The following is a 20,889-nucleotide window of genomic DNA, read 5'->3' as shown; positions in this document are numbered from 1 at the left end:
ACCAGCTCGGGCACATCCTAATGCGAGCAAACCTCCAGCTCTCGCCAGCTCAGGGCTGGATCCGGATCTGCTGCATCATGTCGTGGTCGGCGTGGTCGAGATTGTGGCAGTGCCAGACATAGCCGTGGATCTCGGGTGCGGGACCCATCGCGGCGGTCATGCCCTCCCCGGTCGGTGACATGGCCTCGGCGTCCGGGGGAATCGGGACCGCGGTGTCCGGGTCGAAGCCGAGCTCCTCGACCGACGGCCAGGTGACCAACACCCGGGTGACGGTGTCGGTCGGGCATTCGACGGTGTCCTTCCAGCCGGCCTCCCACGGCGGCGGACCCTGTTCGGGTCCGATCGCGAAGCCGTCGGCCGAGGGCGCCCAGCGGGTGCCGAACTTGGGCGGATAGTTGGCGAAGAAGTAGGCCGAGGTGAGGATGGGCTGGCGCGCGATCACCCGTAATCGCGCCAGGTGCAGATGAATTGGATGATCGAACGGCGTGGTGTTGACGAGGTCCCACTGTTCGACGGTCCCCGCCCGCGCCATGTCGATGTCGGAGCTGAGGAAGGCCAGGTTGTTCAGCGACATCATGGTCGGGAACACCGCCGCCGCCCGCGCATCGTCGTTGAGGCCCAGCAATGTCATGGTGCGCTTGGCATTCGGGCGGTAGACGGGCGGCAGGGCGTCCGGTTGGCCGGGACCGCCGCGCAGGGTGAACGGGATGCTGTGGGCGGGCCCGTCACCCGCGCCGACGAAGCGCATGATGGGCCGCAACTCCGGCACCATGAACACGGTATTGCCCAGATCGTTCTTGGCGGTATTGATCAGGTCGACGGTCTCGCCGTCCTTGATGCCGCTGAAATCGACGAGCAGATCGACTCTTTCGCCGGGGCTCACCCGGATCGACGGTGTCGGCACCGGGGTGTCCAACAACCCCAGATCCCCCCCGATGGCGAAGAACAGCATGCCGTTGGAGAACTCGAAAATGTAAGGGCGCGAATTGGATCCGTTCAGCAGCCGGAATCGGTAGACGGTGCGCCGCACCTCGAAGCGCGGCCACACCACCCCGTTCACACAGCACACGTCGCCCAGCTGCCCGGACTGGTTGTAGCCCTGCGGAATATAGGTGGCGACCATGGGTTGCAGGCTGCCGTCGGCATTGAAGGTGCGGTCCTGCACGATCAGCGGGATCTCGAACTCGCCGCTGGGCAGCCCCAGCGGGTTGTCATCGCGGCCGGTGTCGAATTCGTCTCGCAGGTAATACATTCCGGCCAGCCCGGCCTGAATGTTGAGCCGGGTGATGCCCATGGCGTGGTCGTGGTACCAGAGCGTGGCCGCGTCCTGCCGGTTGGTGTACTCGAAGCGCGGCCGCCCGCCATTGCGCCAGGCGACCAGCGGATGCCCGTCCGAGCCGGGCGCGTTGGTGCCGCCGTGCAGGTGGACGGTGAAGCGCGGGTCGGTGCGGTCGAGATCGGTGACGCCGTGCATGGTGGTGTCCACGTGCGGGGCCAGTACGTGGGTGCCGAGCTCGTTGCGAAAGGCGATGTGCGCCACCTGATCCCGCCATGCCTCCAGATTCGGACCGAGCACCGGGCGCCCGAAGCCCCAGCTGCGGGTTTCCGGCAGATCCCGGTGGTAGCGGTGCGTCCCGGACATGGCCGCCAATTCGCCTGCCACCGGCCGCGTTTCGGGTATGGGCAGCTCGTCGACATAGGGCTGCAAAGGGGGTGAGTGATAGTTGAGCGGGGTGAGGGTCGGGGCGGGCAGCGGCGGCACGGGGACGGGCGGCGGCGGCAGGGGCACCGGGTCGGCGGCCGCCGCTGCCATGTAGGCCATCCCCGCGAGTCCGAAGGCTCCCAGGAGGAAACCCCGGCGCGGCAGGTTCTCGTTCATCCAGTTCGCACCCCGGAACTACTCCGCTGTCAACTGGTCTATCGTCCGACCTTAGCCGACATTACGAGGGCGCGAACGCGAAAGCCGCGCACCGGAACCCGATGCGCGGCGTGCGGAAGCGGCCGGGTCAGCCCAGCCGCTCGATGATGGTGACGTTGGCGGTGCCGCCGCCCTCGCAGATGGTGAGCAGCCCGTAGCGGCCGTTGACCCGCTCCAGCTCGTTGAGCAGGGTGGCGAACAGCTTGGCCCCGGTGGCGCCCAGCGGGTGGCCCAGCGCGATCGCGCCGCCGTTCACGTTCACCTTCTCCGGGTCGGCGCCGGTCTCCTTGATCCAGGCCAGCACGACCGACGCGAACGCCTCGTTGATCTCGATGACGTCGATGTCGTCGATGGTCAGGCCGGTCTTCTCGAGGGCCCACTTGGTGGCCGGGATGGGCGCGGTGAGCATGTAGATGGGGTCCGCGCCGCGGGCGCTCACGTGGTGGATGCGGGCCCGCGGGGTGAGGCCGTACTCGGCGACCGCCCAGTCCGAGGCCAGCAGGGTGGCGCTGGAACCGTCGGAGATCTGGCTGGCCAGCGCGGCGGTGATGCGGCTGCCCTCGGCCAGCGGCTGCAGCCCGGCCATCTTCTTCAGGGTGGTCTCGCGCGGGGTCTCGTCGATCCAGAAGTCGCCGACCGGCACGATCTCGCGATCGAACTTGCCGTCCACGATGGCCTTGCGGGCGCGCTCGTTGCTGCGCAGCGCCCACTCCTCCATCTCGCGGCGGGAGATGTCCCACTTCTCTGCGATCATGGTGGCCGAATTGAACTGCGACACTTCGCCGGTGCCGTAGCGGTGGTCCCAGCCGTGCGAGCCGACGAACGGCGAGTCGAAGCCGTACTGCTGCCCGGCCAGCATGGCCGCCGAGATGGGGATGGCCGACATGTTCTGCACGCCGCCGGCCACGATCACCTCGGCGGTGCCGGACATGATGGCCTGCGCGCCGAAGGTGATGGCCTGCTGCGAGGACCCGCACTGCCGGTCCACGGTGACACCCGGCACCGACTCGGGGTAGCCGGCCGCCAACCACGAAGTGCGCGCGATGTTTCCGGCCTGCGGGCCGATGGTGTCGCAGCAGCCGAACACCACGTCGTCCACGGCCGCCGGGGCCAGGTCGGTGCGCGCGAGCAGGCCCTTGATGGCGGCCGCGCCGAGGTCGGCGGGGTGCACTGCGGCCAGCGAACCGCCCCGCTTGCCGACCGGGGTGCGCACGGCGTCGATCACGTACGCCTCCCGCATCGGCGCGTACTGGCGGCGGGACGGTGCTGACATGGGGAACTCCTACGCGTTGTGCCGGTTGAGATTTCAGGGGCTCGGCCCCTGAGAGTCCCGAGTGGTGGATCTATCCGTGCCGCTCGGGCGTGGTGAGCCCGTCGAGCACGATGGTCAGGTACTGCTTGGCCAGGTTCTCGACAGTGATCCGGCCGCCGGGCTGATACCAGCGCACCGACACCCAGACGGTGTCGCGCAGGAACCGGTACGCCAGTTCGATATCCATCTCGGGCCGGAAGCTGCCGTCGGCGACGCCGGTGGTCAGCACCTGGTACCAGAGCTCGCGGAACTCCTTGTTGTATTCGGCGATGTAGTCGAATCGCGGTGTGCCGCTGAGGCGTTTGGCCTCGGCCTGGTAGATGGCGACCGCCGCGTGGAACTGGTCGAAGGACTCGTAGGACGCGATGACCAGCGCCTCGAGGGTGTCGCGGGCGGGCAGGCCGGCGGCCACGATCTCGCGGTAGCGTCCGAAGAGGTCGTCGAGGAACCCGCGCAGGATCTCGTCCACCATGGCTTCTTTGGAATCGAAGTGGTGGTAGAGACTCCCGGATAGAATCCCCGCCGCGTCGGCAATGTCGCGAACCGTGGTGGCGCGCAGCCCCCGCTCCGCGAATAGGTTCGCGGCCAGGCCGAGCAGCTCGTTGCGACGTGCTGATTTGGAGGGGTCAGGTTGGGTCACTCCGCCAATATACAACCAAGCATTTGCTTGGTCCACCTCGCGTCCCGTCCGATGCGCCGGACGACCGGGCTCAGCGCATAGAGAAACGCAGGGGTGAGGAGACCGAGAGGTCGGCCAGGAGTCGATCGCAGATCACCACCGGCGAGATGCCGGCGCGGGCCATTCGGGCCACCAGGGCCAGGCGGCGTTCGGGGCTGTCCCATTCGACGGTCAGGGGTTCGTGGCCGGGGCCGGCGTCCACCGTGGCCATGACCCGCGGCGGACCGCCCTCGCCGTCGGGCTCCTCGATGAGTTTGAGGATCATCCCCCGCTGCCATGCCCGATATGTCTCCATATCGGCGCCGATCACCAATTTGTCGGTGGCCGCGCACAATCCCTGCGCGATACCGTCCGCGAAGGCCACGTGGTCGTAGCGCAGGCGGCCGCACGTGCGCACCACCTCCAGCAGATCGGCGCGGACCTCGCACAGCAGCGCGGTCCTTTTGCGACGGCGGCGATCCGCTTCGGAATCGGCATAACCGGCCGCCCGGGACAGACCCAGGCGGCGGGCCCGATCCCGGTCGCGGACCATGTCGCGGCGCAATGCGGCACGCGGGTCGCGTGTCACATCGGATTCGTCCACGGCGTGTTGTTCGAGGATCTGCGCGGCCCGCATGGCGGTGGCGCGCTCGGAGTCGTGCTCGAGTAATTCCGCGCCCAAAGTCAGTGCGGCCAGAACGACATTGTCGAGCCTGCGACGCGCCAGTACGACCTCGCGTACCAGCTCGAGTTCGAATTCCTCGTGGGCTTGTTCGGGGGCTGTCTGTTGTCTGTGATCCGGACCCATGGGTCGTGCCCTTCGACTAGCGGTACCGGCCTAAACCAGGATTGCACAACAAGCCCCGGGACGCGCCAGCCATTTTCCGTGCCAATTTGCCCTCCGCTCCGCTCCGGGCGTGTTCGCGGCGCTGAAGGTCTCGTTCTTCCCTCCCTCCGCTCCTCCGCTTCGCTCCCCCGCTCCGCTCAGTCCAGAACGCGACGCGCCGCGAACTCGTTGGTAATGCATTCAAGAATCAGTAAAAACATCCGGCCCGCCTGATATTTCAGGCGGGCCGGAGAAAGTCCCGAACGATTCGGATAGCAGTCAGGCGCGCTGACTGGAAATGGAAACCACTTCCCCTGTGAGGTAAGTGGTGTAGTCGCTGGCGAGCATGGCGATGGTGGCGGCTACTTCCCACGGTTCGGCGGCGCGGCCGAAAGCCTCACCGGCGGCCAGGCGATCGAGTAGATCGGCGGAGGTGACCTTGTCGAGGAAGGCGTGCCGGGCGATGGAGGGGGCGACCGCGTTGATGCGGACGCCGAACTCGGCGGCCTCGACCGCGCTGCAACGGGTGAGGGCCATGACGCCGGCCTTGGCCGCGGCGTAGTGGGCCTGGCCGTGCTGGGCGCGCCAGCCGAGCACCGAGGCGTTGTTGACGACGACGCCACCGTGACCGGCTTCGCGGAAGTACTTCAGCACCGCGCGGGTGGCCCGGAAGGTGCCGTTCAGCGTGATGTCGAGGACCTTGTCCCACTGCTCGTCGGTCATGTCGACCACCGGCACTTCGCCGCCGAGGCCGGCATTGTTGACCATCACGTCGATGCGGCCGAACGCGGCCACCGCCCCGGCGATGAGGGCATCGACCTGTTCGGTCGAACTGACGTCGCAGGGCACGGAAGCGACTCGGCGGCCGGGGAATTCGGCCTGCAGGGCCTCCTCGGTCTCCTTCAGCCGCCGCTCGTGCCAGTCGGAGATCACCACGTCCGCGCCCTCGGACAGCAGGCGGCGCGCCGTGGCCGAGCCGATGCCGGTGCCCGCGGCGGCGGTCACCACCGCGATCTTGCCCGCGAGCAGATTGTGGCCCGGGGTGATGTCGGGTGCGATGGAAAGGTCACTCACGGTCGAGCCTCTCGGGGAAGTCCGAGCACACGCTCGGAGATGATGTTGCGCTGCACTTCGTTCGAACCGCCGTAGATGGTGTCGGCGCGGGTGAACAGGAACATGCGCTGCCAGGCATTGAGATCGTCGCCCGGGCCGTCGGCGACGAGGCCCGGCGCGCCGAGCACGTCCATGGCCAATTCGCCCAGTCCGCGATGCCAATTGGCCCACAGCAGCTTGGTCACCGACGCCTGCCCGGCAGCGGTGCGAGCATCCACAGCGGTGCCAGATTTTCCGGCTCCGCCGGACGCCCCGTCGTGCCCGGACTCCAGGGTGCGCAGCACGTGCGCGCGCAGCACCCGCAGACCGACCCACGCCCGGTCGAGGCGCTCGGCGATGACCGGATTCTCGATGGCCCCGTTGGCCTGTGCCACCGCTTCCAGATCGGCGAGTTCGCGCGCGTACCGGATCTGCTGGCCGACCGTGGAGATGCCGCGCTCGAAGGTGAGCGTGCCCATGGCGACCTTCCAGCCGTCGCCGGGCTGCCCGACCACCAGATCGGCTGCGGTGCGGGCATTGTCGAAGAAGACCTCGTTGAATTCCGCGGTCCCGGTGAGCTGGATGATGGGGCGCACCTCTACGCCCGGCTGCTTCATCGGCACCAGCAGATACGACAGCCCGTGGTGGCGGCTCGAGCCCTTCTCGGTGCGCGCGACCACGAAGCACCAGTCCGACAGATGCGCCAGCGAGGTCCAGATCTTCTGCCCGTTGATCACCCACTCATCGCCGTCCAGCTGGGCGGAGGTGGTGACGGCGGCCAGGTCGGACCCCGCGCCCGGCTCCGAATAGCCCTGGCACCACAGTTCGGTGACATTGCGAATGCCCGGCAGGAAGCGCTGCTTCTGCGCCTCGGTGCCGAAGGCGATGACCGTGGGACCGAGCAGTTCCTCACCGAGGTGCGAAACCCGGCTCGGCGCATCGGCTTTGGCGTATTCCTCGTGGAAGATGACCTGCTGGCGCAGGGTGGCGTCGCGGCCGCCCCATTGCTTGGGCCAGCCCAGGCAGGTCAGCCCGGCGGCCGCGAGGGCGCGGTCCCACTCCAGGCGCTCCTCGAAGGCCTCGTGCTCGCGCCCGGGACCACCCAGACCGCGCAGCTCGCGGAACTGGCCGTTCAGGTTCTCGGCCAGCCATTCGCGCACCTCGGTGCGAAATTCGGCGTCCGCGGAACTGTCGATCCCGCTGGCCGGTTCGGGGGTCTGGATCATGCTCACGTCGGTAGAGTAACCTACCAAGCACTTGCTTTGTTAGACCCATTCCCGGACAGCGAGGACGCCCGTGACATCTCCTCCGCAGACCACGCCGCGCGCTCTGCACGAGGCCGCCACCCGCTACGGTGACGCGCCGGCCGTCGGCGACGGCGCCGTGCGACTGAGCTGGTCGCAACTGCTGGACTCGGTGCGCGAGACCGCCCGGGCGCTGATGGCACGCGGCATCCAGCGCGGCGACCGCGTCGGCATCTGGGCGCCCAATACCCATCACTGGGTGACGGCGGTGCTGGCCACCCACTACGTGGGCGCGGCCATCGTGCCGTTGAACACCCGGTACGTGGCCGCCGAGGCGATCGACGTGCTCGAGCGGGTGGACGCCAAGGCGCTGTTCGTCGCGGGCACCTTCCTGGGCCGCGACCGGCTGGGCGAATTGCGCGCGGCCGCACCGGAACTGGGGATCGAGACCACCATCGTCATCCCGGTCGAGGGCGAGGAGCCGGTCGAGAACGCCATCGCCTGGTCGGAACTGGGCAAGGTGGCCGAGGCCGTGAGCCTCGCGGAGGCGGTGGCCCGGGCGGAATCGGTAGCGCCCGAGGACCTTTCGGACATCCTGTTCACCTCCGGCACCACCGGGCGCAGCAAGGGCGTGCTCATCGCCCATGCCCAGGTGCTCGCCAGTGCGCGCGCCTGGGCCGACTGCGCGACGCTGAACAGCGACGACACCTATCTGGTGGTGCCGCCGTTCTTCCACAGCTTCGGTTACAAGGCAGGCATTCTCACCTGTCTGGTGACGGGCGCGACCATCGTGCCGCAGGCGGTGTTCGACGTGCCGACGACCATGCGGCTCATCCACGACGAGCGCATCACCGTGCTGACCGGTCCGCCGACCATTCACCAGTCCCTCCTCGATCACCCGGCGCGCGCCGAGGCGGATCTGTCCAGCCTGCGCGTCGCGGTCACCGGCGCGGCCACCGTGCCGGTCGTGCTCATCGAAAGACTGCGCAGCGAACTGGATTTCGAGGTGGTGCTGACCGCCTACGGGCAGACCGAGTCCGGCGGCTTCGGCACCATGTGCCGGCCGGAGGATTCCAGCGAGACCATCGCCAACACCTGCGGCCGCGTCATCGACGGCTTCGAGATGAAGCTGGCCGACAATGGCGAACTGCTGCTGCGCAGCGCCCAGGTGATGCGCGGCTATCTGGACGATCCGCAGGCCACCGCCGCGACCATCGATCCGGACGGCTGGCTGCACACCGGCGATGTCGCGGTCATCGACGAGCGCGGGTACATGAAGGTCACCGACCGGCTCAAGGACATGTACATCTCCGGCGGCTTCAACGTGTATCCGGCCGAGATCGAGCAGGCCATGGCCCGGTTGGACGGTGTCGCCGAGACCGCGGTCATCGGTGTCCCGGACGAGCGCATGGGCGAGGTCGGCAAGGTGTACGTGGTCCGCCGCCCGGGCGCGACGCTGACCACCGACGATGTGCTGGCCTACGCCAAGACCAAGCTCGCCAACTTCAAGGTGCCCAAGTACGTGGAGTTCCGTGACGAACTGCCGTACAACGCCGCGGGGAAGGTGCTCAAGCGGCAACTACGTGAGGAGAAGGCGTGAGCCAGGGAGCCATTCCCGACGAGGGCGAGGTCGTCCGCTACGAGAAGCGGGGACCGATCGCGGTCGTCACGCTCAATCGGCCGGATTACCGCAATGCGCAGAACTCGGCCATGACCTACGCCCTGGACGCCGCCTTCGTGCGGGCCGTCGAGGATCCGGAGGTCAAGGTCATCGTCTTGGGCGGCGCCGGAAAGCATTTCAGCGCGGGGCACGATATCGGGACGCCCGGTCGCGATCATCATGTCACCTACGAGAACAAGGCCGCGCTGTGGTGGGACCACACCGACCGGCTCGGCGGCGATCAGCGTTTCGCGCGCGAATCCGAGGTGTACCTGGGCATGTGCCGGCGCTGGCGGGAGATCCCCAAGCCGACCATCGCCATGGTGCAGGGCGCGTGCATCGCGGGCGCGCTCATGCTGGCGTGGTCCTGCGACATGATAGTGGCCTCCGAGGACGCGTTCTTCTCCGATCCGGTTGTCCGCATGGGCATTCCGGGCGTGGAGTACTTCGCGCATCCGTGGGTGCTGGGGCCGCGGCGCGCGAAGGAGATCCTGTTCACCGGTGAGCGCTTCACCGCCGCACAGGCTTACGAGTGGGGCATGCTCAATCGCGTTGTGGCGCGGGAGGACCTGGAGACCGAGACCTTCGCGCTGGCGGAGAAGATCGCGGAGATGCCGCAGTTCGGGCTGGCGCTGACCAAGAAGGCCGTCAACCAGTGCGAGGACCTGATGGGGATGCGCGCCGGGATGGATTCGGTGTTCGGGCTGCATCATTTCGCGCACGCCCACAATGCCGAGGTCGGCACCGACTCGCTGGGCGGCATGAACGCCAAGTCCATGAAGGCCGCCGCCACCGGTGCGGCCGCAGCTACGAACAACGACGGGGCGAAGTAAGTGGATCTCGAATTCGACGCCAAGACCGAGGAATTCCGCCGCGAGGTGCGGGACTTCCTGGCGGCCAACGTGCCCGCCACCCCCCTGCCGTCCATGGACACCAAGGCGGGTTTCGAGGCCCACCGGGCCTGGGAGGCCACGCTGGCCGAGGCCCGGCTGTCGTGCGTGGCCTGGCCGGCCGAGTACGGCGGCCGCGACGCCTCGCTGACCGAATGGGTCATCTTCGAGGAGGAGTACTACGCCGCGGGCGCGCCCGGCCGGGTCTCGCAGAACGGCATCTTCCTGCTTGCGCCGACCCTGTTCGAGCACGGCTCCCCCGAACAGCTGGCCCGCATCCTGCCGAGAATGGCACGCGCGGACGACATCTGGGCACAGGCGTGGTCGGAGCCGGAGGCCGGTTCCGACCTGGCGGGTATCCGTTCCACCGCCAAGCGCACCGAGGGCGGCTGGCTGCTCAACGGTCAGAAGACCTGGAGTTCGCGAGCCTCGTTCGCGGACTGGGGTTTCGGGCTGTTCCGCAGCGATCCGGCCGCCGAGCGGCATCGTGGACTGACCTACCTGATGTTCCCCCTCACCGCGGAAGGCATTACGGTGCGGCCGATTCCGCAGCTGGACGGTGAGCCGGGCTTCGCGGAGATCTTCCTGGACAATGTCTTCGTACCGGACGCCGACGTGATCGGCGAGGCCCACAATGGCTGGAAGGTCGCCATGGCGACCTCGAGCAACGAGCGCGGGCTGTCGCTGCGCGCGCCGGGCCGCTTCACCGCCACCGCCGCCAAGCTGATCGAGCTGTGGCGCACCGCCGCCGACGAGTCCGATACCGTCGCCGCCGATCGCGTGGTCGACGCGTGGGTGGGCGCGGAAGCGTACCGCCTCAACACCTGGGCCACCGTGACCCGCCTGGCCGACGGCGGCCAGCTGGGCGCGGAATCCTCGGTGAACAAGGTGTTCTGGTCGGATCTGGACATCGCCATGCACGAGACCGCCTTGGATCTGCACGGTGCGGCCGCGGAACAGGAGTCGGCGTGGACCGACGGTTACCTGTTCTCGCTGGCGGGCCCGATCTACGCCGGCACCAACGAGATTCAGCGCAACATCATCGCCGAACGCCTGCTCGGCCTGCCGCGATAGCCACAGGAGGACGACGACATGCGATTCGCATTGACCGCGGAACAGAACGATTTCGCCGCGAGCCTGCGCAAGATGGCCGAGGCCGCCAAGACCCCCGGTGTCGTCCGGGCCTGGGGCACCGGCGATTCCGCCGCGGGGCGCGCGCTGCTCGGCCAGCTGGCCGAGGCGGGTGCGCTGGGGCTGACCGTCAGCGAGGACAACGGCGGCTTCGGCGCGGGCCCGGTGGAGCTGATCGTGGCCTGCACCGAGCTCGGCCGGGCCGCCGTGCCGGGACCGCTGGTGGAGACCGCCGCCGCGATTCCCGCGCTGCTGCAAGCGCTTCCGGACTCGGCGCTCGCCGCCGAGCGGCTGCCGGAACTGGCAGAGGGCGCGAAACTGGGCACGCTGGCCCTGACCGCGTCCGCCGGGGCGAACGCGGGCCGGGCCGCGGGTGCGGCCACCGCACTGGACGCCGATATCGCCGATCTGGTGCTCGTCGCCGAGGGCGACCGCCTCGCGCTGGGCGCCGCCGGTGACCTCGTGACGTCGGTGGACGCGGCCCGCCGCCTGTTCACGGTGACCGCGGGCGAAACCCTCGCCGAGGGCGAAGGCGTCGCCGCCGCCATCGATCTGGCCTTCGACACCGCCGCCCTGGCCGCCGCCGCGCAACTGCTGGGCGCGGGCCGCGCGCTGCTGGACACCAGCGTCGACTACGTCAAACAGCGCCAGCAGTTCGGCACCCCGATCGGCCGCAACCAGGCCATCAAACATCACCTCGCCAATGCCCACATCGGCCTGGAAATGGCACAGCCGCTGCTCTACCGCGCCGCGCTGACCCTGGAATCCCAGGCGGACAACGAAACTCGCGGCCGCGACATCTCCGCCGCCAAACTGTCCTGCGGCGAGGCCGCTTACCAGGCCGCTCGCATCGCCCTCCAGGTCCACGGCGCCATCGGCTACACCGCCGAATGCGACCTGTCGCTGTGGCTGACCAAGGTCACCGCCCTGCGCTCGGCCTGGGGCACCCCCGCCCAGCACCGCGCCCGCATCGCGGCCGCCCTCCGCGCGGGGAACGTCGCGTGAGCGCGGCGCAGGCGTCGACCGGAGCATCCTTCGACAGCATGGGAGCCATCGCATGAGCCTGACGGCCGAGCAGCAGGAACTGGTCACCACCGTGCGCGCGGTGCTGGCCAAGCACGGGGACAGCGCGGCCGTGCGACGCGGGCTGGAGACCGAGCGCGGATACGACGAGCAGTTGTGGAAGCTGCTGTGCGAGCAGGTCGGGGTGGCGGCGCTGGCGATTCCGGAGGAGTTCGGGGGCATCGGGGCCGGGTTGGTCGAGGCGCTGCTGGTAGTCGAGGAGCTCGGGCGCACGCTGTCCGCGCCGCCCATGCTCGGGTCGGCCGTGCTGGGGGTGCAGGCGCTGCTGCTGGCCGGGAACGCCGAGGTGAACGAGCGGCTGCTGCCGGAGGTCGCCGAGGGCGCACGCACGCTGGCGCTGTGCTGGGCCGGGCCGCGGGGCTGGGATTCCTTCGGGGTTACCGCTTCGGGCGAAACGCTCTCCGGCACAGCGCATTACGTACTCGACGGGGTGCACGCCGACACGCTGCTGGTGCTGACCGCCGAGGGCCTGTTCGAACTCGACGGCGACGCGGCGGGTGTCACCCGCACCACGCTCGTCACCCAGGACCCGACCCGCAAGCTGGCGCGCATCGACTTCGAGGCGGCCACGGCCCGTCCCGTCGGACGACCGAATGTGAACCGCTTGCGTGAAATCGCCTGGGCGGCAGTCATTGCCGAGCAGCTCGGCGCGGCGGAACAGTGCCTCGACATGACGGTCGAGTACACCAGGTCACGGGTGCAGTTCGGTCGACCGATCGGCAGCTTCCAGGCGCTCAAGCACCGCATGGCCGATATGTACGTGCTGGTCGAGTCGACGCGGTCGATCGCGTACCTGGCCATCGCGGGCCTGGCCGCGGGCGCGCTCGAGCCGATCGATATCCAGGCCGCCCGCCTGCACGCCATCGACACCTTCCAGTCCGTGGTGTCGGAAACCGTGCAGATGCACGGCGGCATCGCCATCACCTGGGAGCACGACGCGCACCTGTTCTTCAAGCGCGCCCACGCCGACGCCCAGCTCTTCGGCGCTCCCGCCCGCCCACTGACCCGTCCGGCCTGAGCCGGCACCCAGACCCGCTCGGGGACAGAACGGCCCGCACGCCCATCACGTGCGGGCCGTTCGTCGTGTGTGGGCCATGTCACCGGAGAAAATATCGTTAGCCTATGTAAATACATAGTTAGCTTATGCAACAATAGTTGGCGTGCAGCTGGAACAGGCAACCGAGCCCATCCCCGCCGGGGAGCGACTGGCCGACATCGTCGTCGCCGTCTCGCGGCTCAACCGCCTGGCCGGAGTCATCGGTGGCGTAGATCTGCCACACGCCGTCATGCGGGCCCTCGGGACCCTCGACGAGTACGGCGCGCTGCGGATCAGCGAATTCGCGCGCATCGACCGATGCTCCCAGCCTTCGGCAACGGCGCTGATCGCACGGCTGACCGAGGCCGGCCTGGCCACGCGGACCAAGGATCCCGGCGACTCCAGAGCCGTGGTCGTCACCTTGACCCCCGCGGGCCGGGCCCGGCTGGCCGCCGCCCGGGAGAACCTCGGAAACTCCCTGGCCGCACGACTTTCCGACTTCGATCCCGTCGCCCTCACCCGCCTGAGCGCAGATCTGGACGACCTCATCGGGGCCTTGAAAAAGCACTCGTAGAGGAGGACACGCCTGTGACCATCGGCACCTCGACCGCCCGGCCCGCCCCGGCCGCACCGACGGCGAACTCCCGCCCCGGCCAACCGAAATCGGTGTGGGCGGTGGCCTTCGCGTCCGTCATCGCCTTCATGGGCATCGGCCTGGTGGACCCGATTCTCAAACCGATCGGCGAGCAGCTGCACGCCTCACCGTCGCAGGTGACCCTGCTGTTCACCAGCTACATGCTGGTCACGGGCGTGGCCATGCTCATCACCAGCGTCGTCTCCAGCCGTTTCGGCGCGAAGAGGACGCTCCTGGCCGGGTTGGCCATCATCGTCGTCTTCGCCGCTCTCGCAGGCAGTTCCAGTACGGTCGGGCAGATCGTCGGATTCCGGGCGGGCTGGGGGCTGGGCAATGCCCTGTTCATCGCCACCGCGCTCGCGACGATCGTCGGCGCGGCCACCGGCGGTGTGGCGCGGGCCATCATTCTGTACGAGGCCGCGCTGGGCATCGGCATCGCGTCGGGGCCGCTGGTGGGCGGGTTCCTCGGCCACTTCACCTGGCGCGCACCGTTCTTCGGCGTCTCCGTGCTGATGGCCGTGGCCTTCATCGCCCTGGTGGTGCTGCTGCCCGAAGCCCCGAAACCGGCCCACCCGACCTCGCTGGCCGCACCCTTCAGAGCTCTCACCTATCCGGGCCTGCTGCTGGTGAGCGTGACCGCGCTGCTGTACAACTACGGCTTCTTCACCCTGCTCGCCTACACCCCGTTCCCGCTGAACATGGGGACCTATTCGATCGGTTTCATCTTCTTCGGCTGGGGTCTGCTGCTGGCCCTGTCCTCGGTGGTCTTCGCGCCGAAACTGCAGCGCCGCTTCGGAACCGTGCCCATGATGGCGCTCGCCCTGGCGCTGTTCGCGATCGATCTCGGTGTCATGGCGGCGTTCACCGAGCACAAGCCGGTGCTCATCGTCGGCACGGTACTCGCGGGACTTTTCCTGGGCGTCAACAACACTCTGATCACCGAGGCCGTCATGGAGGCCGCGCCTGTCGAGCGTTCGACCGCTTCGGCCGCCTACAGTTTCGTCCGCTTCGCCGGTGGCGCGGCGGCCCCGTACCTGGCGGGCAAGCTCGGCGAACACCAGGCGTCGCTGCCGTTCTGGGTCGGCGCGGCCTGCACCGCCGCCGCCGTGGCGGTCCTGGTCTCCGGCCGGAAGCTGCTGTCGCACATGGACGATCACGCTCCGGCCGCGCACACTCCGGCCGAGGCGCAGGCCATCACCCTCGGCGACGAGGACTGATTCCCGGCCGATCTCAGTGCCGCAAGACCTCGACCTCGCGGACCGGGGCCTTGCGGCCGAGCTTGGCGCGCAACGGGTACAGCGCCATGACCACCAGCAGGCTGATGGTGGAGGCGATGAGCTGGTTGCGCTGGTCGGGGTTGCGGGCCATGGCCACGAAGACCGCGAAAATGGCGACGACGACGGCCCAGCTGATGTACGGGTAACCCCACATGCGGTAGGTGAGCGCGGAGGGATCCTCGCGGCGCAGGCGGGCGCGAAGTCGCAACTGCGAGAACATGATCGCCACATAGACGAACGCCAGCACCACGCCGATGGAGTTCACCAGGAAGGTGAAGACCTTGTCGGGTGAGACGTAGGAGGCGATGACCGCGCCCCAGGCCGCCACGGTGCCGAGCAGCACGGCCCGCGCGGGGACGCCGCGCTTGTTGAGTTTCACCAGGGAGGCGGGCGCGTCGCCGTCGCGGGTGAGCACGTAGAGCATGCGGGAGGAGACGTAGATGGCGGAGTTGAGCACCGACAGCACCGCGGTCAGGATGACGACCTGCATGATGGTGCCCGCGGCGGGGATGCCGATGTGCTCGAGCGCGCTGACGAACGGGCTCTTCAGCACCTTGGCGTCGTTCCACGGCAGAATCGTCACCACCAGGAAGATCGAGGCCACGTAGAACAGCCCGACCCGCCACAGCACATTGTTGGTGGCGCGGGCCACCGCCGCGCCCGGCTCCTTGGATTCCGCGGCCGCCACGGTCACGATCTCGGTGCCGCCGAAGGCGAACATGACGACCACGATGGCCGAGAAGACGCCGCCGATTCCATTGGGGGCGAAGCCGCCGTGCTGGGTGAGGTTGCCGAAGCCCGCGTCCGCGCCGGGCCACAACCCGAAGATCCAGGCCAGCCCGATCGCCAGGAACAGCACGATCGCCACCACCTTGATGGAGGCGAACCAGAACTCGAACTCGCCGAACGACTTCACCGACACCAGGTTCACGGCGGTCATGACGACGAGCAGTCCGGCCGAGAGCACCCACTGGTCCAGGTCGATCCAGCTGCCCAGGATGGCGGCGCCCGCCACGGCCTCGGCGCCGACCAGGATCACGTAGAGATACCAGTACAGCCAGCCGACGGTGAAGCCCGCGAACGGTCCCATGGTCATGCGCGCGTACTCGCCCATGGACCCCGCGACCGGCCGGGCCACCACCATCTCGCCGAGGGCGCGCAGCACGCACAGCACGACCAGGCCCGCGCCCGCGTAGGACAGGATGGCGGCGGGTCCGGCGGTCTGGATGACCGAGCCGCTGCCCACGAACAGGCCCGCGCCGATCGCGCCGCCGATGCCGATCATGGTCATGTGCCGACGCCGGAGTCCGGTTCGCAGTCCCTGCTGTTCACTGCCGGTTTCCAGTTGGGCACTGCCGGGCTCCGACAATCTGACCGCCACCTTCTTGTGTTGCTCGAGTGTTGCCAGAACACCATATCGAGCCTGGTCAGGCGATAAAAATCGCCTCCGGGGCGGCCGTCGGCCGAGATGCCGCGAAGACGCGAATCCCGCTCGCCGACAGCCGTTTCCATGCCGGGGGTACCGTGGGGAGGTATGACCGAGACACAGCGTGGCCGGGTGCGCGTCGAACCGAGCGCCAAGCGCGTGCGCGCCTACCTGGGCGGCCATCTGGCCGTCGACACCGTCCACCCGACGCTGGTATGGGAATCCCCGCACTACCCCACCTACTACGTGCCGGCCGCCGACCTGCGGGTCAAGCTCGAGCCCAATGGCAAGGTCCGGCCCTCCCCCAGCCGCGGCGACGGCACCGAGTTCGATGTGGTGGCCGACGGCATCACCGCCGCGGGCGCGGCCGTGCGGCATCTCGATTCGCCGATCGCGGAACTGCGTGATCTGGTGAAGCTGGACTTAGCGGCCATGGACGAGTGGTTCGAGGAGGACGAGCCCATCTACGTCCATCCGCGCGACCCCTACACGCGGGTGGACATTCTGGTCAGCTCCCGGCACGTCCGGGTCGAGCTGGACGGTGTGACGCTGGCGGATTCGCACTCGCCGCACATCCTGTTCGAGACCGGGCTGCCCGCGCGCTACTACCTGCCGCTCACCGATGTGCGCATGGATCTGCTGCGCCCGTCGCAGACCCGGACCTCGTGCCCGTACAAGGGGCACGCCGAGTACTGGAACGTCGAGCTGGCCGAGTCCAGCCATCCGGACCTGGTGTGGATCTACCGCACACCCTTGCCGGAGAGCCAGAAGATCGCCGGGCTCGCCTGCTTCTACAACGAGAAGCTCGACATCTGGATCGACGGTGAACTACAGCCGCGGCCCAAGACGCCGTTCAGCTGAAATCAGCGGTCCCCCAGGATCTCCGACACCAGCCGGGGCAGCGCCTCGCCGATCGGGTCGCGCACGATCTCGGCGGCGTACTCGTCGTAGGGTGTCGGCTCGTTGTTCACGACGACCAGGTCGGCCCCCGCGTCCACCGCCACCGCGCACATGGACGCGGCGGGCTCGACCTGCAGCGAGGTGCCTACGGCCAGAAAGATTTCCGCGTTCTCGGCGATCTGCACCGCGGCGCGAATGGCGGCGGTGTCCAGCTGCTGGCCGAACATGACGACACCGGCCTTCAGGATGCCGCCGCAGTCGGGGCACGCGGGATCCGGTTCGCCCGCCGCGACGCGCTGCAGGGTCGCGGCCATCGAATCGGTGAATTCGCAGTCGATGCAGACGACTTCGAACATATTGCCGTGGATCTCCACCACGTCGTCCGAGCCGGCCCGCTGATGCAGGCGATCGATGTTCTGGGTGATGATCCCGACCTGCCGCCCGGCCTCCGCGAGCCGCACCAGCGCCCGATGCGCCGGATTCGGCGTCGCCTGCCAGGCGGGATTGTCGCGCCGCGCCAGCCAGGCGCGCACCCGCAGGTCCGGATCCGCCACGTAGTTCTGATAGGTCGAGAGCAACTCCGCGATCGGATCCTTGGTCCAGACCCCGCGCGGCCCACGGAAATCCGGTATCCCGGAATCCGTGGAGATGCCCGCGCCCGTCAATACTCCGATCGGTCCCTTGCGTGCACGCCAGTCCGTCACTCTGCCCACCCTATGCCGAATCCGGCTGCGGGGTCGGGGACCCGGCACGGACCGGGTCGTTCAGACCGCGAGGGCGGCGGGTGGTTCGTCGGCGCGGCGATAGTGGCCGGGGGCCAGGCCGTATTCCCGTTTGAACGCCTTGGCGAACGCGAATTCGCTCTGGTACCCGACCTTTCGGGCGACACCGGCCAGCGGGGTGTCGGATTCGCGCAGCAGGCGGGCGGCGGTGAGCATGCGCCAGCGGGTCAGGTAGGACAGCGGGGGTTGGCCGACGGTGGCCAGGAAGCGGCGCGCCAGCGTGGCGCGGGAGACGCCGGCGACGGCGCTGAGTTCGGGCACCGTCCAAGCCCGTTCCGGCGCAGCGTGAATCGCGCGCAGGGCGTCGGAGACGGCGGGGTCGCCGAAGACGCCCGCCCAGCCGGTGGCGGCCGACTGTTCGTCGAACCAGGCGCGCAACATGAACAGCAGCAGGGTGTCCAGCAGCGCCGGGATGGCGGCATCGGTACCCGGCCGGGGTTCGGCGATCTCGCAGGCGAGCAGATCGACGGTCGAACGCAGCGCCGGATGCCGGCCGGGACGCGCGGGCAGGTGAATGAATTCGGGCAACATCACGACGCTGACCCCCGAGGTCGTCGCGAGTCTGCCCGAAAAGCCCAGCGCCGATCGGATTTGCGGTACGACACGATCATCGATGCCACCGCCGCGGATGGTCGGACGGTGCGGGGTGTCCTGCACGGTGTCGATTCCTACCGGGACTCCGGGATTCTGGCGGTCGAGGCGGCCGTGCGCCTGGCCGGCGGGTCCGCGAAACCGGGCGTCCTGGCCACCGCCGAAGCCTTCGACGCGGCGGAGTTCCTGAATTCGCTCGCGCCCCACGGTCTCACCTGGGAGACCACGGCCGACTGAGCCGGCCCGACGGGCAGTGGGCCTACAGTGGCGGCATGAGCGACGACCGACCGAAGCTGGCCGCTGAACTGGATCTGGAGCCGCATCCCGAGGGCGGCTGGTTCCGCGAAACCTGGCGCAGCGATGTGGAATTCGAGCCGGAGGGGTACGGCGGCCCGCGCGCCAGCGCGACCGCGATCTACTTCCTGCTGCTGCCGGGCGAGAGGTCCGCGCCGCACACCGTGACGTCGGACGAGATCTGGCTGTGGCACGGCGGTGGCCCGCTGCTGCTGAACATCGGGGGCGAGGAGATCGTCCTCGGCCCCGATGTCGAGCAGGGGCAGCGCCCCCAGGCGGTGGTCCCCGGCGGGGTATCCCAGTCCGCCCGACCGGCGGGCGACCACTACAGCCTGGTGAGCTGTGTGGTCTCCCCCGGTTTCGACTTCGCGGATTTCAGAATGGATTGAATTCGCACTCTGCAATCTCGTGCCCGCCGCAGTTCCTGCGGCGGGCACGACGCTAGGGGTGGAAGGTGACCGACCTATTGGTCGATCTCGAGAATGCCCTCGGCCACCGCGTGGTCGATGGTTTTCTCGAGGCTCGGGCAGGAATCGGGTTTGCCGAAGACGGGACCGTTGGCCGACAGCTTCTGGAATACCGGGCAGCTGTCGGCGGGGTTGGTCCGCCACTGCACGGTCTTCTGATTGCTGGAGTGCTTGCGCACCAGCACCTCGGTACCGCAGGACTGACACGCGATCGGTGTCATGCCCGCTTCCATGTAGTGCTCTTTGTCCAGCACCGTCTGGGCGCGCACCTGTTCGCGGTGCTCCGGACGGTCCGCGAAATCGGGTGCTTTCGCCCAGCCGGTCATCAGACTCCCGCCTCCTCCGCGGACGCCGGGTCGGCGGCCGCCGCCTCGGCCTGCTCGGCTTCGCGCCGCTTGCGCAGGTTCTCCTCGACCTCGGCGGTCCAGGACTCGACCGCCTTGGTGGTGTCGATCTCGAATTCGAAGCGCTGCACCATCTTCGGATCGATATCCGCCACGTCCACGTAGAACTGCTCGTACCAGCGACGCAGCTGGTAGACCGGCCCGTCCTCCTCGGTCAGCAGCGGATTGTCGATCTTGGACTTGTGCTTCCAGATCTCGACGTCCTGCAGGAAGCCCTCGGAGACGCCCTCGGTCATCTTGGCGGCGAAGCCCAGCGCCTGCTCCTCCGGCAGCCCCTTCGGCTTCTCCAGCGAGACGCCCCACTGCAGCATGAAGGAGTTCTGGGTGACCGGGTAGTGGCAGTTGATCAGGACCGTCTTGACCTGGAACCCGCTGTAGATATTGAGCAGCGGATTGATCATGTACGACGGCCCGAAGTACGACGCCTCGGACTCGAGCAGCACATCGATGCCCGCCTCGGCGGCCTGGCCGATATCGGGGCGACCCTTGGTCTTCAGGTACTGGGTGGCGACGTGACCCTCGAGCACGTTCTTGAAGTACGTCGGGAAGGCGTAGTGGATGTAGAAGAAGTGCGCCATGTCCACGACGTTGTCGATGATCTCGCGGCAGTTGGAGCCCTCGATCAGCAGCGAGTGCCAGGTCCAGTCGGTCCAGCCCTCGTTGCGCGTCTCCGACGGGGTGCCGTCGGCATTGGTGAACGGTCCCTCGATGTAGGGGATGGTCACCTCGTCCGGCGGCGGATTGCCCTCGTGGTCGTGCCAGACGAACAGCTGCCCGTTGCGCTCGAGGGTGATCCACGCGCGGGTCCGCGCCAGCGGGGGCACGCGCTTGGCGTAGGGGATGCCGGTGCACTTGCCGTCGCCGCCCCAGCGCCAGTCGTGGAACGGGCACGCGAGCGAATCGCCCTTGACCTCACCCATGGAGAGGTCGCCGCCGAGGTGGCGGCAGTAGGAGTCCAGCACCTTCAGTTCGTTCTGGCTGTTCATGAAAACGACCAGCTTGGTACCGAATACGTTGACCGCATGCGGCTTGCCGTCCCGAAAATCCTTGGCAAGCCCCAGGCAGTGCCAACCCCGGGCGTAGCGGGTGGGCATCGAACCCACGTCGATCTCGCGGACCTTCCCGCGGGGCCCTTGGGCGCTTGTCGCCATCGTTGATCCTCCTATGGATGTGCTAGAACACGTTACAAAATTGGCTGACGGATGGCCAGCGATACCTCCAACTAGCAGGATGGGCGCGCCACGAGCTGCGGCTGAACAGCGTT

21 protein-coding genes are annotated in these 20,889 nt (G+C 68.4%); 10 read left to right on the top strand and 11 right to left on the bottom strand.

The genetic code is table 11. The features are described 5' to 3' along the window. Window positions 1-49: 49 nt before the first annotated feature. The 6 genes from D7D52_RS04610 to D7D52_RS04585 form a co-directional block, all read right to left on the bottom strand. A complete protein-coding gene (locus tag D7D52_RS04610) occupies window positions 50-1,879 on the bottom strand; it encodes a multicopper oxidase family protein (protein WP_120735198.1) in 1,830 nt (609 codons plus the stop codon). Between the two features lie 127 nt (window positions 1,880-2,006). Then, a complete protein-coding gene (locus D7D52_RS04605; RefSeq protein ID WP_120735197.1) occupies window positions 2,007-3,158 on the bottom strand; it encodes an acetyl-CoA C-acetyltransferase in 1,152 nt (383 codons plus the stop codon). Window positions 3,159-3,261: 103 nt separating this feature from the next. Beyond that, window positions 3,262-3,870, bottom strand: a complete 609-nt coding sequence (locus tag D7D52_RS04600) for a TetR/AcrR family transcriptional regulator (protein WP_120735196.1) — start codon at window positions 3,868-3,870, stop codon at window positions 3,262-3,264. A gap of 70 nt (window positions 3,871-3,940) precedes the next feature. Then, the gene (locus D7D52_RS04595; RefSeq protein WP_120735195.1) at window positions 3,941-4,696 is read right to left on the bottom strand and encodes a hypothetical protein; all 756 of its coding nucleotides are present in this window, start codon (window positions 4,694-4,696) and stop codon (window positions 3,941-3,943) included. Between the two features lie 297 nt (window positions 4,697-4,993). Then, entirely contained in the window at window positions 4,994-5,788 is a 795-nt protein-coding gene (locus tag D7D52_RS04590; RefSeq protein ID WP_120735194.1) for an SDR family oxidoreductase, read from the bottom strand. Continuing rightward, entirely contained in the window at window positions 5,785-7,032 is a 1,248-nt protein-coding gene (locus D7D52_RS04585) for an acyl-CoA dehydrogenase family protein (protein WP_120735193.1), read from the bottom strand. The genes D7D52_RS04590 and D7D52_RS04585 overlap by 4 nt, the downstream gene beginning before the upstream one ends. Before the next feature lie 70 nt (window positions 7,033-7,102). On the opposite strand from D7D52_RS04585, the gene D7D52_RS04580 reads away from it, so the two are divergent. The 7 genes from D7D52_RS04580 to D7D52_RS04550 all read left to right on the top strand — a co-directional run bounded on the left by D7D52_RS04580 (window position 7,103) and on the right by D7D52_RS04550 (window position 14,701). Next, window positions 7,103-8,650, top strand: coding sequence for a FadD3 family acyl-CoA ligase (locus tag D7D52_RS04580; protein WP_120735192.1), 1,548 nt, complete (start codon window positions 7,103-7,105; stop codon window positions 8,648-8,650). Next, window positions 8,647-9,543, top strand: a complete 897-nt coding sequence (locus D7D52_RS04575) for an enoyl-CoA hydratase (RefSeq protein WP_120735191.1) — start codon at window positions 8,647-8,649, stop codon at window positions 9,541-9,543. The genes D7D52_RS04580 and D7D52_RS04575 overlap by 4 nt, the downstream gene beginning before the upstream one ends. Next, window positions 9,544-10,674: an acyl-CoA dehydrogenase family protein gene (locus tag D7D52_RS04570; RefSeq protein ID WP_120735190.1), complete on the top strand. Its 1,131-nt coding sequence runs from the start codon at window positions 9,544-9,546 to the stop codon at window positions 10,672-10,674. An 18-nt stretch (window positions 10,675-10,692) separates the two neighbouring features. Next, window positions 10,693-11,736, top strand: coding sequence for an acyl-CoA dehydrogenase family protein (locus D7D52_RS04565; RefSeq protein ID WP_120735189.1), 1,044 nt, complete (start codon window positions 10,693-10,695; stop codon window positions 11,734-11,736). Window positions 11,737-11,788: 52 nt separating this feature from the next. Continuing rightward, the gene (locus D7D52_RS04560; protein WP_120735188.1) at window positions 11,789-12,832 is read left to right on the top strand and encodes an acyl-CoA dehydrogenase family protein; all 1,044 of its coding nucleotides are present in this window, start codon (window positions 11,789-11,791) and stop codon (window positions 12,830-12,832) included. Between the two features lie 142 nt (window positions 12,833-12,974). Then, window positions 12,975-13,424 carry a MarR family winged helix-turn-helix transcriptional regulator gene (locus tag D7D52_RS04555; protein ID WP_246023637.1) on the top strand — a complete coding sequence of 150 codons (450 nt, stop codon included), beginning with the start codon at window positions 12,975-12,977 and terminating at the stop codon, window positions 13,422-13,424. 20 nt (window positions 13,425-13,444) lie between these two features. Next, window positions 13,445-14,701, top strand: coding sequence for an MFS transporter (locus tag D7D52_RS04550; RefSeq protein WP_120743807.1), 1,257 nt, complete (start codon window positions 13,445-13,447; stop codon window positions 14,699-14,701). Window positions 14,702-14,714: 13 nt separating this feature from the next. On the opposite strand, the gene D7D52_RS04545 is transcribed toward D7D52_RS04550, so the two are convergent. Further along, the gene (locus D7D52_RS04545; RefSeq protein ID WP_187703111.1) at window positions 14,715-16,052 is read right to left on the bottom strand and encodes an amino acid permease; all 1,338 of its coding nucleotides are present in this window, start codon (window positions 16,050-16,052) and stop codon (window positions 14,715-14,717) included. A 243-nt stretch (window positions 16,053-16,295) separates the two neighbouring features. On the opposite strand from D7D52_RS04545, the gene D7D52_RS04540 reads away from it, so the two are divergent. After that, the gene (locus tag D7D52_RS04540) at window positions 16,296-17,048 is read left to right on the top strand and encodes a DUF427 domain-containing protein (protein WP_120735187.1); all 753 of its coding nucleotides are present in this window, start codon (window positions 16,296-16,298) and stop codon (window positions 17,046-17,048) included. Window positions 17,049-17,050: 2 nt separating this feature from the next. Here the strand turns inward: D7D52_RS04540 and D7D52_RS04535 are convergent, their stop codons facing one another. Then, complete coding sequence (locus D7D52_RS04535) at window positions 17,051-17,791, bottom strand: SIR2 family NAD-dependent protein deacylase (RefSeq protein WP_120735186.1); 741 nt, start codon at window positions 17,789-17,791, stop codon at window positions 17,051-17,053. Window positions 17,792-17,851: 60 nt separating this feature from the next. Continuing rightward, the gene (locus tag D7D52_RS04530) at window positions 17,852-18,400 is read right to left on the bottom strand and encodes an AraC family transcriptional regulator (protein ID WP_120735185.1); all 549 of its coding nucleotides are present in this window, start codon (window positions 18,398-18,400) and stop codon (window positions 17,852-17,854) included. 60 nt (window positions 18,401-18,460) lie between these two features. On the opposite strand from D7D52_RS04530, the gene D7D52_RS04525 reads away from it, so the two are divergent. Together D7D52_RS04525 and D7D52_RS04520 are read left to right on the top strand one after the other, a co-directional pair. Continuing rightward, window positions 18,461-18,697 (top strand): saccharopine dehydrogenase family protein, encoded by a 237-nt coding sequence (locus D7D52_RS04525; protein WP_120735184.1) that lies wholly within the window; start codon window positions 18,461-18,463, stop codon window positions 18,695-18,697. A gap of 35 nt (window positions 18,698-18,732) precedes the next feature. Further along, a complete protein-coding gene (locus tag D7D52_RS04520) occupies window positions 18,733-19,143 on the top strand; it encodes a cupin domain-containing protein (protein ID WP_120735183.1) in 411 nt (136 codons plus the stop codon). 74 nt (window positions 19,144-19,217) lie between these two features. Here D7D52_RS04520 and D7D52_RS04515 read toward each other — a convergent pair whose 3' ends face one another. Both D7D52_RS04515 and D7D52_RS04510 read right to left on the bottom strand, forming a co-directional pair. Continuing rightward, the gene (locus D7D52_RS04515) at window positions 19,218-19,547 is read right to left on the bottom strand and encodes a hypothetical protein (protein WP_120735182.1); all 330 of its coding nucleotides are present in this window, start codon (window positions 19,545-19,547) and stop codon (window positions 19,218-19,220) included. Further along, the gene (locus tag D7D52_RS04510) at window positions 19,547-20,776 is read right to left on the bottom strand and encodes a 3-ketosteroid-9-alpha-monooxygenase, oxygenase component (RefSeq protein ID WP_162958158.1); all 1,230 of its coding nucleotides are present in this window, start codon (window positions 20,774-20,776) and stop codon (window positions 19,547-19,549) included. The genes D7D52_RS04515 and D7D52_RS04510 overlap by 1 nt, the downstream gene beginning before the upstream one ends. Window positions 20,777-20,889 lie beyond the last annotated feature (113 nt).

It is taken from the genome of Nocardia yunnanensis (genome assembly GCF_003626895.1).
In the GTDB taxonomy this organism is placed as follows: domain Bacteria; phylum Actinomycetota; class Actinomycetes; order Mycobacteriales; family Mycobacteriaceae; genus Nocardia; species Nocardia yunnanensis.
The sequence above is the reverse complement of the archived record's forward strand: the minus strand, read 5'-3'. Positions and strand labels throughout refer to the sequence as shown.

Bases quoted from the DNA above. Each gene is read 5' to 3' on its own strand.
- D7D52_RS04610 (WP_120735198.1), bottom strand. From the start codon at position 1,879: ATGAACGAGAACCTGCCGCGCCGGGGTTTCCTCCTGGGAGCCTTCGGA.
- D7D52_RS04605 (WP_120735197.1), bottom strand. From the start codon at position 3,158: ATGCGGGAGGCGTACGTGATCGACGCCGTGCGCACCCCGGTCGGCAAG.
- D7D52_RS04595 (WP_120735195.1), bottom strand. From the start codon at position 4,696: ATGGGTCCGGATCACAGACAACAGACAGCCCCCGAACAAGCCCACGAG.
- D7D52_RS04585 (WP_120735193.1), bottom strand. From the start codon at position 7,032: ATGATCCAGACCCCCGAACCGGCCAGCGGGATCGACAGTTCCGCGGAC.
- D7D52_RS04565 (WP_120735189.1), top strand. From the start codon at position 10,693: ATGCGATTCGCATTGACCGCGGAACAGAACGATTTCGCCGCGAGCCTG.
- D7D52_RS04560 (WP_120735188.1), top strand. From the start codon at position 11,789: ATGAGCCTGACGGCCGAGCAGCAGGAACTGGTCACCACCGTGCGCGCG.
- D7D52_RS04545 (WP_187703111.1), bottom strand. From the start codon at position 16,052: ATGACCATGATCGGCATCGGCGGCGCGATCGGCGCGGGCCTGTTCGTG.
- D7D52_RS04540 (WP_120735187.1), top strand. From the start codon at position 16,296: ATGACCGAGACACAGCGTGGCCGGGTGCGCGTCGAACCGAGCGCCAAG.
- D7D52_RS04530 (WP_120735185.1), bottom strand. From the start codon at position 18,400: ATGTTGCCCGAATTCATTCACCTGCCCGCGCGTCCCGGCCGGCATCCG.
- D7D52_RS04520 (WP_120735183.1), top strand. From the start codon at position 18,733: ATGAGCGACGACCGACCGAAGCTGGCCGCTGAACTGGATCTGGAGCCG.
- D7D52_RS04515 (WP_120735182.1), bottom strand. From the start codon at position 19,547: ATGACCGGCTGGGCGAAAGCACCCGATTTCGCGGACCGTCCGGAGCAC.
- D7D52_RS04510 (WP_162958158.1), bottom strand. From the start codon at position 20,776: ATGGCGACAAGCGCCCAAGGGCCCCGCGGGAAGGTCCGCGAGATCGAC.